17 protein-coding genes and 1 riboswitch are annotated in these 12,858 nt (G+C 66.6%); of the genes, 15 read left to right on the forward strand and 2 right to left on the reverse strand.

Annotation, left to right across the window (positions count from 1 at the left end; translation table 11 throughout):
- The first annotated feature begins 15 nt into the window (after positions 1-15).
- From AC1RSI_RS06540 to AC1RSI_RS06610, 15 genes are all read left to right on the forward strand, one after another.
- Complete coding sequence (locus tag AC1RSI_RS06540; RefSeq protein WP_008263152.1) at positions 16-258, forward strand: AbrB/MazE/SpoVT family DNA-binding domain-containing protein; 243 nt, start codon at positions 16-18, stop codon at positions 256-258.
- On the forward strand, positions 255-653 hold the full coding sequence (locus AC1RSI_RS06545) for a type II toxin-antitoxin system VapC family toxin (RefSeq protein ID WP_008263354.1): 399 nt from the start codon (positions 255-257) through the stop codon (positions 651-653). Before AC1RSI_RS06540 ends, AC1RSI_RS06545 begins: the two co-directional genes overlap by 4 nt.
- Positions 650-991 (forward strand): MmcQ/YjbR family DNA-binding protein, encoded by a 342-nt coding sequence (locus AC1RSI_RS06550; protein WP_008259624.1) that lies wholly within the window; start codon positions 650-652, stop codon positions 989-991. The genes AC1RSI_RS06545 and AC1RSI_RS06550 overlap by 4 nt, the downstream gene beginning before the upstream one ends.
- 57 nt (positions 992-1,048) lie before the next feature.
- Complete coding sequence (locus AC1RSI_RS06555; protein WP_154725541.1) at positions 1,049-1,933, forward strand: alpha/beta hydrolase family protein; 885 nt, start codon at positions 1,049-1,051, stop codon at positions 1,931-1,933.
- Between the two features lie 32 nt (positions 1,934-1,965).
- A complete protein-coding gene (locus AC1RSI_RS06560; RefSeq protein WP_052004932.1) occupies positions 1,966-2,808 on the forward strand; it encodes an aldo/keto reductase in 843 nt (280 codons plus the stop codon).
- Between the two features lie 15 nt (positions 2,809-2,823).
- A complete protein-coding gene (locus AC1RSI_RS06565) occupies positions 2,824-3,486 on the forward strand; it encodes a Pr6Pr family membrane protein (RefSeq protein WP_035307700.1) in 663 nt (220 codons plus the stop codon).
- Positions 3,487-3,494: 8 nt separating this feature from the next.
- On the forward strand, positions 3,495-5,024 hold the full coding sequence (locus AC1RSI_RS06570; RefSeq protein ID WP_035307699.1) for a UbiD family decarboxylase: 1,530 nt from the start codon (positions 3,495-3,497) through the stop codon (positions 5,022-5,024).
- A 42-nt stretch (positions 5,025-5,066) separates the two neighbouring features.
- Entirely contained in the window at positions 5,067-5,396 is a 330-nt protein-coding gene (locus tag AC1RSI_RS06575; RefSeq protein WP_154725542.1) for an AbrB/MazE/SpoVT family DNA-binding domain-containing protein, read from the forward strand.
- Position 5,397: 1 nt separating this feature from the next.
- Positions 5,398-5,715: a type II toxin-antitoxin system PemK/MazF family toxin gene (locus AC1RSI_RS06580; RefSeq protein WP_154725543.1), complete on the forward strand. Its 318-nt coding sequence runs from the start codon at positions 5,398-5,400 to the stop codon at positions 5,713-5,715.
- A 74-nt stretch (positions 5,716-5,789) separates the two neighbouring features.
- Positions 5,790-7,622 carry a M14 family metallopeptidase gene (locus tag AC1RSI_RS06585; protein WP_154725544.1) on the forward strand — a complete coding sequence of 611 codons (1,833 nt, stop codon included), beginning with the start codon at positions 5,790-5,792 and terminating at the stop codon, positions 7,620-7,622.
- A gap of 3 nt (positions 7,623-7,625) precedes the next feature.
- Positions 7,626-8,033 (forward strand): MAPEG family protein, encoded by a 408-nt coding sequence (locus AC1RSI_RS06590; RefSeq protein WP_035307697.1) that lies wholly within the window; start codon positions 7,626-7,628, stop codon positions 8,031-8,033.
- Positions 8,034-8,087: 54 nt separating this feature from the next.
- Positions 8,088-9,455: a TldD/PmbA family protein gene (locus AC1RSI_RS06595; protein ID WP_008263313.1), complete on the forward strand. Its 1,368-nt coding sequence runs from the start codon at positions 8,088-8,090 to the stop codon at positions 9,453-9,455.
- On the forward strand, positions 9,452-10,246 hold the full coding sequence (locus AC1RSI_RS06600) for a 3'(2'),5'-bisphosphate nucleotidase CysQ (RefSeq protein WP_154725545.1): 795 nt from the start codon (positions 9,452-9,454) through the stop codon (positions 10,244-10,246). The genes AC1RSI_RS06595 and AC1RSI_RS06600 overlap by 4 nt, the downstream gene beginning before the upstream one ends.
- 92 nt (positions 10,247-10,338) lie before the next feature.
- Positions 10,339-10,584, forward strand: a complete 246-nt coding sequence (locus AC1RSI_RS06605) for a DUF4170 domain-containing protein (RefSeq protein WP_008262601.1) — start codon at positions 10,339-10,341, stop codon at positions 10,582-10,584.
- Between the two features lie 67 nt (positions 10,585-10,651).
- Positions 10,652-10,855, forward strand: coding sequence for a hypothetical protein (locus AC1RSI_RS06610; protein WP_035307695.1), 204 nt, complete (start codon positions 10,652-10,654; stop codon positions 10,853-10,855).
- Between the two features lie 67 nt (positions 10,856-10,922).
- Here AC1RSI_RS06610 and AC1RSI_RS06615 read toward each other — a convergent pair whose 3' ends face one another.
- Positions 10,923-11,588 carry a fused DSP-PTPase phosphatase/NAD kinase-like protein gene (locus AC1RSI_RS06615; RefSeq protein ID WP_008264112.1) on the reverse strand — a complete coding sequence of 222 codons (666 nt, stop codon included), beginning with the start codon at positions 11,586-11,588 and terminating at the stop codon, positions 10,923-10,925.
- Between the two features lie 31 nt (positions 11,589-11,619).
- Positions 11,620-12,591, reverse strand: a complete 972-nt coding sequence (locus AC1RSI_RS06620; RefSeq protein WP_154725546.1) for a DMT family transporter — start codon at positions 12,589-12,591, stop codon at positions 11,620-11,622.
- Between the two features lie 97 nt (positions 12,592-12,688).
- Positions 12,689-12,832, reverse strand: a riboswitch (FMN riboswitch).
- Positions 12,833-12,858 lie beyond the last annotated feature (26 nt).

The raw sequence follows: 12,858 nt of genomic DNA on the forward strand, positions 1-12,858 counted from the left end.
TGTTATGATCGGGTCATGAAGATCGGCGCTCAGGGTCAGGTCGTTATTCCGGCGGAACTGGTGGAACAGGCCGGTTTCGGGCCTGACGACGAGTTGTCGGTCCGGATCGACAGCGGCGTCCTGACCATTCGTGCGGCCAACGACCGACCGCACGCGGCGAAAGACCGCGGGCGCGCACTGATTGAGCATATGCAACGGTATCGTTCCGCCCTGAACATGACGACGGACGACGTCATGGCGATGACGCGGGGCGAATGAGGGTTCTGATCGACAGCAATGTGCTGATCGACCTGATCGACGAGACGCTGTCTTGGCATGACTGGTCAGCGAGCCAAGCCTCAGCGATCCTGAATGCGGAAGGGGCGCTGGTGATCAATCCGATCATCTATGCGGAGGTCTCAATTCCGTTTCTTAATGCAGACACGGTGGAAGCACTGCTGGCTCCGTTTGATCGCGAAGGCCTGCCGTTCGAAGCCGCCTTTCTGGCCGGCAAGGCTTTTCAGGCCTATCGTCGGCGGGGCGGTGTTCGGACTTCGCCCCTGCCTGACTTCTTCATCGGCGCCCACGCCCTGGTCGCCGGATACAGGCTGCTGACGCGCGACGGAGCGCGGTATCGTACCTATTTTCCCGAGCTTGAGCTGATCGCGCCATGACCCGTGACGAGGTGCGCGCCCTGCTGCTGTCGTTTCCCGGCGTCGAGGACGGCGTCTCCTATGGCGAGCCATCGTTCAAGGTGGCGGGGAAGTTCTTCACCTGGCTGCGTCCGAAGCTGGACGACAGTATCGTGGTGCATCTGGATAACCTGGATGAGCGCGAACTGCTGATCGAGATGGACCCCGCGACCTTTCACTTCACCGACCACTACCGCGACCACCCGATCGTGCTGGCGCGGATCGCTGCGGTCGATCCCGTCTGGCTGAAGGCGGCGCTGGAAAGGCGGTGGCGCAAGGTGGCGCCGAAGCGGCTGGTGAAGGTCTACGACGCCGCTTGACCTGACGTCGGGGAAACCATGCAGGGTCCGTTGAAAATAACAACGGACAGAAACCACATGGGGCGGGCGGTTGAGGATCGGGTCATCAAGGCCTTGGACGGCTGGCCGCTGGAGGCGACGCTGTTCCGCGGCGACGCGCCGAGGATGGCGGTGCTGGTCTCGGCGGGCACGGGGTTTCCGCGCGGCTTCTATGCGCGGTTCGCGCGCTGGATGGCCGAGCGGGGCTGCGTGGTCCTGACCTATGACTATCGCGGAATCGGCGGGTCGCGGCCCGAGGATCTGGCGGCGATGGAGATGGACTATCCCGACTGGGGTCGGCTGGACATGCCGGCCGCGCTGAAGGCGTTGAAGAAGGCGGCGCCGGGTCTGCCGATCTTCCACGTCGGGCACAGCGTCGGGGGCCATTTCGTCGGCTTCATGCCGAACCAGGCCGAGATCGGGCGGCACGCCTTCGTCTCGGTCGGGACCGGATGGTGGGGCGGACACCATCGGACTTATAATCCGATCGAGCTGTTCTTCTGGTTCGGTTTCGGGCCGCACCATCTGCGACGCCACGGCTATGTCCGCGCCGGCAGGCTGTGGCGGGGGACCGACCTGCCGCGCGGGGTGTTCGAGACCTGGAAACGGTGGTGCCTGAAGCCGGCCTATTTCCTGGACGAGCTGAAGTCCGGCGCGCTGGAGCCCCAGGAGTTCGATGCGGTTCGGGCGCCGATCCGGTCCTGGATCTTTCCGGACGACCCCATCGCCACGCCGGGCACGGGGGCGGCCCTGCTGAAAGCCTATCCCAACGCCCCGTCCGAGGTCGTGGTGCGTGACGGCCCCGACTATGGGGTGCGACGGGTCGGCCACGAGGGCGCCTTCCGCAAGGGGCTGGAGCCGCTGTGGCAGGAAATCCTGGATTGGTTCGACGCAGGGGTTACGAAGACCGGAGCCGGCGCCTAACTGTGCTGCTCCCGAAAACGAAGGATTTCCCCATGGCTTACGGCGATCAGCCCACAATCACCGTCGATGGCGTCGAGATCCCCCTGCTCGGCTTCGGCACCTGGCAGCTGGAGCCGGCGGATGCGCGCCGGATGGTCGCGGAGGCCCTGCGGATCGGTTATCGCCACATCGACACGGCCTGGATCTACAAGAACGAGAAGGCGGTCGGCGAAGGCATCGTCGATTCGGGCGTGGCCCGCGAGGACATCTTCCTGACCACCAAGATCTGGGTCGAGCATTTCACCCATGACGCCCTGCTGAAACAGGCGAAGGAATCCGCCGAAAGCCTGGGCACGACGCCGGATTTGCTGCTGCTGCACTGGCCCAAGCCGACGCCGACGTTCGAAGAGACTCTGGGGGCGCTGAACGAAGCGAAGGACCAGGGTCTGACCAAGTCGATCGGCCTGTCGAACTTCCCGTCCAAGGAGTTCCGGCAGGCGCAGAGCCTGTCCAAGGCGCGGCTGATCACCAACCAGGTCGAACACCATCCCTATCTGGGGATCGACCAACTGGTGGCGACGGCGGCCGAGCTGGGGTCGTCGATCACCGCCTGGTCGCCCCTGGCCCAGGGCAAGATCGCCGACGACAGGACGATCTCCGAAATCGCCGAGGCTCACGGCAAGACCAACGGCCAGGTCACCCTGCGCTGGCTGATCCAGAACCGGATCATCGCCATTCCGCGCACGACCAAGGAAAGCCGGGCGCGTGAGAATTTCGACATCTTCGACTTCGAACTCTCGGGCGAGGAGATGCAGCGGATGGACGCCCTGGATCGCGGCGAGCGGCTGGGCGACTGGCTGGATCCGGCTTACCAGTGGGACAAGGCCGCCGCTTGATCAGGGGAGGCGCGCATGTTGCGTGACCGGGATCGCCCGCGTCTTTGGCGCGCCGCCTTCGCCGTGACCGGCTGGGCGGCGCTGGTCCTGCAGTACCTGCTGATGGCGGGGCCGGCGGACGGCTGGGCGGTGGTGACGCGCACCGTCCAGTACTTCAGCTTCTTCACCATACTGACCAACATCCTGGTCGCCCTGGCGCTGACCGGGCCGTTGCTGAAGCCCACAAGACCCCTGGCGCGCTGGACGGCGTCGCCGGCCTTCCGCGCCGCCGCGACGACCTACATCCTGATCGTCGGGGTGGTGTATCATTTCATGATCGCCCCCTACTGGAGCCCCGAGGGGCTGACCCTGGGCGTCAATCTGGTGCTGCACTACGTCATGCCCGCCGCCTTCCTGCTGGACTGGCTGTGGTTCACGCCGAGAGGCCGACTGCGATGGATCGATCCGGTGAAGGCGCTCGGGTTCCCGCTGATCTTCGGCGTCTGGACGCTGGTTCACGGACTTATGACCCACTGGTGGCCCTATGGGTTCGTCAATGTGGACGAGTTGGGCCTGGGCCGGGTCCTGGCGGTGTTCGCCGGCCTGCTGGTCTGTTTCCTGCTGGTCGGGCTGGCGCTGGTCGGGCTGGATCGGGCCTTCAGTCGAACGAGGCGTGACAGTTCGGCCCCGGCGCTTTAGGCGGAGGCATGGCCTACAAATCCCTGCGTGACTTCATCGACCAGCTGGAAGCCCAGGGCGAGCTGGTGCGGGTTTCCGAGCCGGTCTCGACCGTGCTGGAGATGACCGAGATCCAGACCCGGCTGCTGCGAAACGGCGGACCGGCGGTGCTGTTCGAGAAGCCGGTCATGCCGGACGGGACGATCAGCCCCATCCCCTGCCTGGCCAATCTGTTCGGCACGGTGAAACGGGTCGCCATGGGGGTGACGCTGGAAGGCAAGAACCGCACGACGGCGGGCGAGCTGCGCGAGGTCGGGGAGTTGCTGGCCTTCCTGCGCAATCCGACGCCGCCGCGCGGCCTGGGCGACGCGATGGAGATGCTGCCCCTGGCCCAGACCGTCATGTCGATGCGGCCCAGGACGGTGAAGAAGGCGCCGGTGCAGGAGGTGGTGCTGAAGGGCGATCAGATCGACCTGACCGCCCTGCCCGTTCAGTCGTGCTGGCCCGGCGAGCCGGCGCCCCTGATCACCTGGGGCCTGGTCGTGACCAAGGGGCCAAGCGAGGATCGCGAGGACGACTTCAACCTGGGCATCTATCGGATGCAGGTCCTGGGCAAGGACAGGGCCATCATGCGCTGGCTGGCGCATCGCGGCGGGGCGCAGCACTACGCCCGGCACAAGAAGGCCCGGCCCAAGGAGCCCCTGCCCTGCGCCGTGGTCCTGGGCGCCGATCCGGGCACGATCCTGGCGGCGGTGACGCCCGTGCCGGACACCCTGTCGGAATATCAGTTCGCCGGCCTGATGCGGGGGGCCAAGGCCGAGCTGGTCCCGTGCAAGACCGTGCCGCTGATGGTGCCGGCCCAGGCCGAGATCGTGCTGGAAGGCCATGTCCTGCTGAACGAGTTCGAGGACGAGGGGCCGTATGGCGACCACACCGGCTATTATAATTCCGTCGAGAAGTTCCCGGTCTTCCAGGTCAGCGCGATCACCATGCGCAAGGACCCGATCTATCTGACCACCTTCACCGGCCGTCCGCCGGACGAGCCCAGCGTGCTGGGCGAGGCGCTGAACGAGGTCTTCATTCCCCTGCTGCGCCAGCAATTCCCCGAGATCGTCGACTTCTGGCTGCCGCCCGAGGGGTGCAGCTACCGAATCGCCGTGGTGTCGATGAAGAAGGCCTATCCGGGCCACGCCAAGCGGGTGATGCTGGGCGTGTGGAGCTATCTGCGCCAGTTCATGTACACCAAATGGGTCATCGTCGTGGACCACGACATCGACGCCCGCGACTGGAAGGACGTCATGTGGGCCATCTCGACCAAGATGGACCCGGCGCGCGACATCACCGTGATCGAGTCGACGCCCATCGACTATCTGGACTTCGCCAGCCCCGAGAGCGGCCTGGGCTCCAAGATCGGCCTGGACGCGACGGACAAATGGCCGCCCGAGACCAAGCGCGAATGGGGCGAGGAAATCCGCATGGATGAGGCGGTGATCGAACGGGTCAACGACCTGTGGGGCCGGCTGGGTCTGCCGGGCGACGGGACGCCGATCTGGAAGTAACGCGGCCGCCATGTTATAACTTTGTTGTAACGGAGCGCGATCATGACCAGCAAGGTTCGCAAGATCGGGAATTCGGCCGGGATCATCCTGCCCAAACCGGTGTTGGCCGCGCTGGGCGTCAGCGAGGGCGCCGCCGTCGAGTTCGTCTATGAGCCCGGCAAGGTCACCATCGTGCCGGTGAAGCGCCAGGTGCGCGAAGGCTGGGCGGAAGACTTCGAGGCCTTGGCCAAGGAGGGGCTGACCGAGGAGGATCGGGAATGGCTGGGCGCCGACCTGACCAGCGAGACGGACGATGAGTGGGACGCCTCGTCAGAAGAGGATATGGCGCGCATAGAGGCGCAACTGCGGGCTGACGGCGTGGTAAAGCCCTGAGATGGTCCAGCGGGGCGAGATCTGGTGGATCAAGCTGGATCCGACTGTGGGGCATAAGATCCGCAAGACCCGCCCATGCGTGATCGTGTCGCCGGATGCGATGAATCGTAGCGGAGCTTCAATCATCGTGCCGCTCACGGGCGGTGGAGCGCATCGGCGGTTTCGCGTTCCCGCCTCCGTTCAAGACAAGCCGGGCTCAGCCGCCGTCGATCAGGTCCGCACCGTCGACCATACGCGTCTGGGACGACGTATCGGCGAGGCGGACCCGCGCCTGTTGCGTGAAGTTCTCGCCGTCCTGCGTGAGATGTTCGAAGATTAGGTCGCGGAAGGGCGCCCGCGCTGGGCGGCGCGGGTCATACTTGTCAGGCCGAGGCAATCGGCTCACGAAAGGCCATGCGATCCACTTCCCTGATTGCGGCCCTTCTTGCCGCCCTTGCCTGTAGCGTGAGCCCCGCCATGTCCCAGACGCTTCCCAACACCGCGCCGTGGGACCAGGCCTTCCTGCCGCCCGCACCTCAATGGAACGGGGCGTCCAAGGCCTTGCTGCGCGACGCCTCCGATCCCTGGGTCACGGCGTTCGAGGCCGATCCGGCGCATGATTTTTCGCCCAACTACGCCGACACCCGCGCCTGGTTCGACCGGCTGGATCAGGCGAGCGACCTGATCCGCATCGAACAGTTCGGCGTCTCGCCCGAGGGGCGGCCGATCTATGCAGTGATCGCGTCCAAGGATGGCCCGACCTTCGATCCGGCCAAGCCGGTGCTGATGATCCAGGCGGGCATCCACCCCGGCGAGATCGACGGCAAGGACGCGGGCATGATGGTGCTGCGTGACATCGCCTTCTACGGCAAAGACGCCCTGCTGGACCGGGTCAATCTGATCCTGATCCCGATCCTGAGCGTGGACGGGCATGAGCGGGCCAGCGCCTATTCCCGGCCGAACCAGCGCGGGCCGCGCATTCAGGGCTGGCGCAATACGGCGACGAACCAGAACCTGAACCGCGACTATCTGAAGCTGGACCAGCCCGAGATGCGCAGCGTTAGGGGCCTGATCCTGAAATACCGGCCGGACCTGTATGTGGATGTCCACGTCACCGACGGCCTCGATTACCAGTACGACGTCACCTACGGCTTCAACGGCGAGGACGGGTCGTTCAGCCGGTCGCCGAACGGCTCGGCCTGGCTGGACACGGTGTTCAAGCCGGCGATGAACGAAGCGCTGGAGCGCGAGGGTCATATCCCCGGCGAGCTGGTGTTCGGCATCGATGACGACGAGCCCAAGAAGGGCCTGTCGGACGGCGGTCTGGGCGAACGGTTCTCCAACGGTTGGGGTTCAGCGGCCCATGTGCCGACCATATTGATCGAGAACCACAGCCTGAAGCCGCACGAGCAGCGGGTGCTGGGGACCTATGTCTTCATCGAGGAGGCTATGCGGCTGCTGGCGGACCAGGGCGCGGCGCTGAAGGCAGCCACGGATCAGGATCGCGCGCTGCGGCCGGCGCAGATCGCTGCGAACTTCGAGGCGGAAGAGGCCCCCTCCTCCACGCGGCCGTTCAAGGGCGTTCTGTACGAGATGTACCACAGCCCGGCCTCGGGTCGCGACGAGGTGCGCTGGCTCGGCCGGCCCGATCCCGAGTTGTGGTCGATGCCCTTCTATGGGTCCAAGCCGACGCTGACCCTGAACCGCCCGACGGCCTATTGGATTCCCAGCTATCGCACCGACATCATCGAGCGGCTGAAGATCCACGGCGTCGAGATGGAGACGGTCGAGGCGCCGCGCACGATCAACCTGTCGATGTTGCGCCTGGTCGAGCCGAAACTGGCGACGCGGGCCAACGAAGGTCACGTCCAGGCCTCGGTGAAGACGGTCGAGATCGAGCGCCGTGACTGGACCTTCCCGACCGGTTCGGTGCGCGTGCCGACCGATCAGCCGCTGGGCGACATCGTGGTGCTGCTGCTGGAGCCGCAGTCCAGCGAGAGCTTCTTCGCCTGGGGCATGTTCCCCGAGGTCATGAGCCGGGTCGAATATATCGAGGCCTACGCCATCGCGCCCCTGGCGGAAAAGATGCTGGCCGCCGACCCGGCGCTGAAGGCCGAGTTCGAGGCCAAGCTGGCCGCCGAGCCCGCGTTCGCCGCCGATCCGCAGGCGCGGCTGGCCTGGTTCTATGAGCGGACGCCCTTCTACGACGACCGCTATCTGCTCTATCCCGTCGGCCGCGAGGACTGATCGATGACCACACCCCTGATGCAAGCCGTCCAGGCCGCCGCCCTGTGGAGCGGCCTGCTGATCCTGCTGATGCTGGTCCTGTCGGGGATAGTGGTCAGCGGGCGGCGCAAGCACATGGTCTCGTTCGGCGACGGCGGGAACCCCGATCTGGCGGCCGCGACCCGCGCTTTCGGCAACTGCGCCGAATATGCGGCGCCGGGCATGATCGCCATGCTGTTGCTGGCCGCCGTCGGCGCTCCGGCGTGGATGGTGCATGCCGTCGGCGCGACCCTGCTGGTCGGGCGCGTGGTCCATGCCCTGGGCCTGCTGTTCCAGACGGGGCCGTCGCTGGGCCGTGTCATCGGCATGTTGCTGACCTGGGTGGCGCTGCTGACCGCCGCCGTCGGCCTGATCGCCTTCGCCGTCGTCTGATCCTGTTGCAGCGCAACAGGTTGCGGCGCGGCGGGGTGTCCGCCATATCGGGGCATGACCGACACCCTAGATGCGCCTGTTTCCACCGATCTTCTGCCCGATCTTCTGAATGACATCGTCCAGGCGGCCCTGAGGGCCGGCGCCGACGCCGCCGAGGCGGTCAGCGCCGATCGTCGGTCCCTGTCGGTCGGGGTGCGCAACGGCAAGCTGGAAGACGTGGAGCGTGAGGAATCGCGCGATCTGGGCCTGCGGGTCTTCGTCGGCCAGCGTCAGGCCTCGGTGTCGGCGTCGGACCTGTCGCCCGAAACCCGCACCCGCCTGGTGGAACGCGCCGTGGCCATGGCGCGCCTGGCGCCGGAAGATCCCCACGCCGGTTTCGCCCCCGAAGATCGGCTGGCGCGCGGGCCCTTCGTCGATCTGGACCTGTTCGATCCCAGCGAACGGACCGCCTTGATTCTGGAACAGGTTTCCGCCGAGGCCGAGACAGCGGCGCTGGCGGTCGAGGGCGTCGCCCGATCCGAGGGCGGGCATGCGTCCTGGTCGTCCAGCCAATGGCGACTGGTCACCTCGCACGGGTTCGAAGGCGACTATCGGGGCTCGGCCTTTTCGCTGGGCGTCGGGGTGATCGCCGAAAAGGACGGGGCCATGGAGCGTGGCGGCGAGAGCCGTTCGACCCGGCATCTGGTCGACCTGCCGGGCGCCGAGATCATCGGGCGCACGGCCGGCGAGCGCGCCGTGGCCCGAACCGGGGCGCGCAAGATCGCCTCGACCACCGCCCCGGTCATCTTCGACAACCGCATGGCCGGCCAGATCGTCTCGCCGGCCATCGGCGCCATTTCGGGCCCGTCGATCGCGCGGGGCACCTCCTTCCTGAAGGACCGGATGGGCCAGAGGGTGTTCGCCGAAGGGGTGACCCTGATCGACGATCCGTTCCGGCCGCGCGGCCTGGGATCGACGCCGTTCGACGACGAAGGGGTCGCGGTCGAGCGGCGCGCCCTGTTCGACGACGGCGTCCTGACCACCTGGCTGCTGAACTGCGCCTCGGCCCGCCAACTGGGCCTGCAGTCCACCGGTCACGCCTCGCGCGGCCTGGCGGGACCGCCGGGGGTCGGAACCCACAATCTGCACATGGAGCCGGGCGACCGCGATCTGGCCGGCCTGATGGCCGATGCGGGGACGGGTCTGCTGGTCACGTCGATGTTCGGGCCGTCGCTGAACGGAAACACCGGCGACTGGTCCGCCGGGGTGTCCGGCTTCTGGTTCGAGAACGGCGAGATCGCCTATCCGGTCAACGAGGTCACGGTGGCCGGCAAGCTGCCCGAGCTTTATCTGCGCCTCCAACGCGGGTCGGACCTGGAGTTCCGGGGCGGGTTCAATGTGCCCAGCCTGATGTTCGACGCGGTGGCCATAGCGGGCAAATGATCGATCTAGCCTCAGATCTGGAGCTGATCCGCCAGGCGGCGATCGACGCCGGGGCGCTGGCGGTCGCAGAGCGCGAGGCCGGGCTGAGGATCGAGTCCAAGGTCGGCGGGTCGCCCGTCACCAGCGGCGACCTGGCGGTGGACGCCATGCTGAAGGACCGGCTGCTGGCCGCCCGGCCCGACTATGGCTGGCTGTCGGAAGAGACGGCGGACACGCCCGAACGCTTGTCGAAGCGCCGAATCTTCGTCGTCGATCCGGTGGACGGCACGGTGGCCTATATGAAGCGCCAGCCCTGGTGGTGCGTGCCCATCGCGGTCGTCGAGGACGGCCAGGTGGTGGCCGCCGCCATCCATGCGCCCGAGGTTCAGGAAACCTATGCGGCGGCGCGCGGCGGCGGCGCGCAGCGCAATGGGGCCGTGATCCGGGCGTCCAACGCCGAGACCCTGGACGACGCCTCGGTGCTGGGCGATGCGCGGATGATCGAGGGGTCGCATTGGGACGAGCCCTGGCCGGTGCTGCGGTTCGCCAAGCGCAACGCCCTGGCCTACCGGATGGCCCTGGTCGCCGCCGGCGCCTTTGACGCCGCCCTGGCCCTGACGCCCAAATGGGACTGGGACGTGGCCGCGGGCAGCCTGATCGCCGAAGAGGCCGGCGCCCGCGTCACCGACCATCACGGCCGGCCGTGGCGGTTCAACCGACCCGATCCGCGTCAGGCCAGCCTGGTCTGCGCCGCTCCGGCCCTGCACCCGCTGATCGTTCGGCGCTGTAAAAACGTGCCGCTATCGACCTAAGGCTTGGGTTGAAAAACCCTGTCATACATTGATCCTTAGGCGTTCTGGGCCTATGCCCCGGCAAAGCCCTCCCCAGACTTCAAGGACACCCGATGGTCGATCAATCCTCCGTCCCGCCCCAGCTGCTTCACCTCGTCATCGGCGGCGAACTGCGTCACCTGGGCGAGCCGACGTTCCGCGATCTTTCGCAAATCGAATTCGTCGGCGCCTTCGGCAGCTACGACGAAGCCAAGAAGGCCTGGAAGGCCCGCGCTCAGGCGACGGTCGACAACGCCCACATGCGCTATTTCATCCTGCACGCCCACAAGCTGATCGACCCGCGCGGCGACGCGGCCTGATCCTGCGACATCAGGGAGCCGAACCGGCTCCCTGATCCGACGTTGAAGTCTGGATGCGAGGAAGAACATGAACCTGGAACCGCAACAGATCTTCCAACTGGTCAGCCTGCTGGCGGTGCTGGCCCTCTTCAGCATCTCGCTGCGCGGGCAGATCGGGTATGCGCGCTGGTTCAAGAAGTGGGAGGCCGACCGCAAGGCGCGGCGCGACGCCGAGCTTGATGCGGAAGCCCGCGAACGCGGAGACCAGCCCCCGAAAGGCCCCTGGGGCTGAGCCGCCGCTCCTTCACGCCCGTAACCCGGACTTGTTCCTAGGGTGACGGATGCAGAGACAGCGTGGCCTACTCCCGCTTCAGCAACTTCTCGGTCAGCAGCGTGCCCCACCAGCCGGCCTTGAACTCGGCGCGGATCGCCTTGGGGTCGTAGTCGGGGCTGTCGATCCAGTCGATGAAACTGATCCCGCGCGGCTCGATCTCGCTGACGTATTTCTCCAGCGTATAGTCCAGCACACCGGTGAGGCCCTCGCGCGAGTGGAGGTACTTCTTCGACAGCTCCGCCATGGCGACCGAGATCGGTTCGCCCAGATGGAAGTGGCGATAGAAGACGGCCATCATGCCCGCCCGGTCCGCACCCGACTTGCAGTGGATCAGCACCGGGTATTCGATGGTCGTGAACAGGCGACGCGCGCGGTGAATCCGGTCTGTCTCGGGCGGATCGCGCGAGTCCAGCGGCGCGTCGATCAGGGTCAGGCCCAGGCGTTCGCAGGCTTCCTTCTCCAGCCAGTAATAGCCCTCGTCGCGTTGGCCGCGCAGATTGATGACAGTCTTGACGCCCTTCTTCTTCCAATAGGCCAACTGGCGCGGCGACGGCTGGTTGGTGCGCACAAGGTCTGGACCCAGCCAGTGGGCGTTGGAAAACGCCAGGCGCAGGAAGGCGTGGTCCGCCCAGAAATAGTGCCAATGCGCCCGGAAACGGCCCATCGCGGTCGAAAGATCAAAGCGCGCCATGGCCGCCAGATAGCGATCCTGAGCCGCCGCGTCATCCTCCGCTTGCGACGGGGGCCGTGGCGGCCCCGCCCTGCGGCGCCCGACCCTCGATCCAGAAGATGAAGATCGAGGCGCCGACGACCAGGGCGGCGCCAGGCCAGAACCAGATCGAGGGCGTCTGGCCCAGCAGAAGCCAGCCCACGAGACCGGCCAGCGGCGCTTTCAGATCGGCGAAGGGCTGAAGATAGGCCGCGTCGGCCAGCCTGTAGGCGGAGGCCAGGAGATATTGCGCAGCGGCCGTCAGGCCGCCCAGGGCCAGCAACAGCAGCAGACCCGCGCCCTGCGGCAGGGCGAAGGCCAGGTCCGTCGCCACTCCGGCCGGAAGGGCGAAGGAGAAGGCGTTCGCCAAGAGCAGAAGCGCTAGATGGCTGGGCGTGATCAGGACCAGCAGGGATACGGTCAGGGTTTCGGGCGTCTCCTCCCGGGCCAACCAGCGGGTCATCACATCGGTGACGGCCCAAAGGGCGGCGGCCAGGACCGGGGTCAGGGCGGCCCATCCCAGGCCTTCGGCTCCGACGCCTGAGACAATGACGGCGCCGATGAAGCCGATCACCGCTGCGCCGATCCGCGAGGCCGACACCCGCTCCCCCAGAAACAGGGTCGAGCCGATGATGACGAACAGGGGGCCGGTCGCCAACAGCGTCACCATCTGCCAGATCGGCACGCCCGAGACGAAGCCGTAGACGAAGACGTGCACACCCAGGGCCGATGCAAAGGCGCGGATCAAATGCGCCAGGGGCCGGCGCGTCTTCAGCTTGTCCAGTCCGATCCGCACCACGATCGGCAGCATCAGGACCGAAGCGATCAGATATTGCCAGAAGGCCATGCCCGTCGAACTCATGCCGAACTGGCGCGGCAGGACCGATTGCAGGGTGTTGCCACCGGCGAAGACAAGACTGGCCGACAGCATCAACAGCGCGCCCCAGGCGGCGGCGCGGGAGGAAGGCGAGGAAATCTGGTTCAATGGTCGTCCTTTCCGTAACCAGTTTTCCAGGGTTACGGGCGACGACGCGCCGCGCCCGCCGCTCAAGCACGAGCGACGAACGCCGCGAGGCGTTGGGTCCCGTTCTCTTTCATCCGGACTATACCGTCGGCCCCGGAATCACACCGGATCTGCTGACCTCCCCAAGCCGGGGGAGCGCTCGCGGGCTTGGCGTCGCCGCCTTACCGCCGGTGGGGAATTGCACCCCGCCCTGAGAACACTGCAGGCGAACCTGCGCACCCTACTTAG

This window comes from Brevundimonas sp. GW821-FHT10E09 (genome assembly GCF_058809375.1).

Coding starts and splice junctions, on each gene's coding strand:
- AC1RSI_RS06540 (WP_008263152.1), top strand. CDS start 16: ATGAAGATCGGCGCTCAGGGTCAGGTCGTTATTCCGGCGGAACTGGTG.
- AC1RSI_RS06545 (WP_008263354.1), top strand. CDS start 255: ATGAGGGTTCTGATCGACAGCAATGTGCTGATCGACCTGATCGACGAG.
- AC1RSI_RS06550 (WP_008259624.1), top strand. CDS start 650: ATGACCCGTGACGAGGTGCGCGCCCTGCTGCTGTCGTTTCCCGGCGTC.
- AC1RSI_RS06555 (WP_154725541.1), top strand. CDS start 1,049: ATGGGGCGGGCGGTTGAGGATCGGGTCATCAAGGCCTTGGACGGCTGG.
- AC1RSI_RS06560 (WP_052004932.1), top strand. CDS start 1,966: ATGGCTTACGGCGATCAGCCCACAATCACCGTCGATGGCGTCGAGATC.
- AC1RSI_RS06565 (WP_035307700.1), top strand. CDS start 2,824: ATGTTGCGTGACCGGGATCGCCCGCGTCTTTGGCGCGCCGCCTTCGCC.
- AC1RSI_RS06570 (WP_035307699.1), top strand. CDS start 3,495: ATGGCCTACAAATCCCTGCGTGACTTCATCGACCAGCTGGAAGCCCAG.
- AC1RSI_RS06575 (WP_154725542.1), top strand. CDS start 5,067: ATGACCAGCAAGGTTCGCAAGATCGGGAATTCGGCCGGGATCATCCTG.
- AC1RSI_RS06580 (WP_154725543.1), top strand. CDS start 5,398: ATGGTCCAGCGGGGCGAGATCTGGTGGATCAAGCTGGATCCGACTGTG.
- AC1RSI_RS06585 (WP_154725544.1), top strand. CDS start 5,790: ATGCGATCCACTTCCCTGATTGCGGCCCTTCTTGCCGCCCTTGCCTGT.
- AC1RSI_RS06590 (WP_035307697.1), top strand. CDS start 7,626: ATGACCACACCCCTGATGCAAGCCGTCCAGGCCGCCGCCCTGTGGAGC.
- AC1RSI_RS06595 (WP_008263313.1), top strand. CDS start 8,088: ATGACCGACACCCTAGATGCGCCTGTTTCCACCGATCTTCTGCCCGAT.
- AC1RSI_RS06600 (WP_154725545.1), top strand. CDS start 9,452: ATGATCGATCTAGCCTCAGATCTGGAGCTGATCCGCCAGGCGGCGATC.
- AC1RSI_RS06605 (WP_008262601.1), top strand. CDS start 10,339: ATGGTCGATCAATCCTCCGTCCCGCCCCAGCTGCTTCACCTCGTCATC.
- AC1RSI_RS06610 (WP_035307695.1), top strand. CDS start 10,652: ATGAACCTGGAACCGCAACAGATCTTCCAACTGGTCAGCCTGCTGGCG.
- AC1RSI_RS06615 (WP_008264112.1), bottom strand. CDS start 11,588: ATGGCGCGCTTTGATCTTTCGACCGCGATGGGCCGTTTCCGGGCGCAT.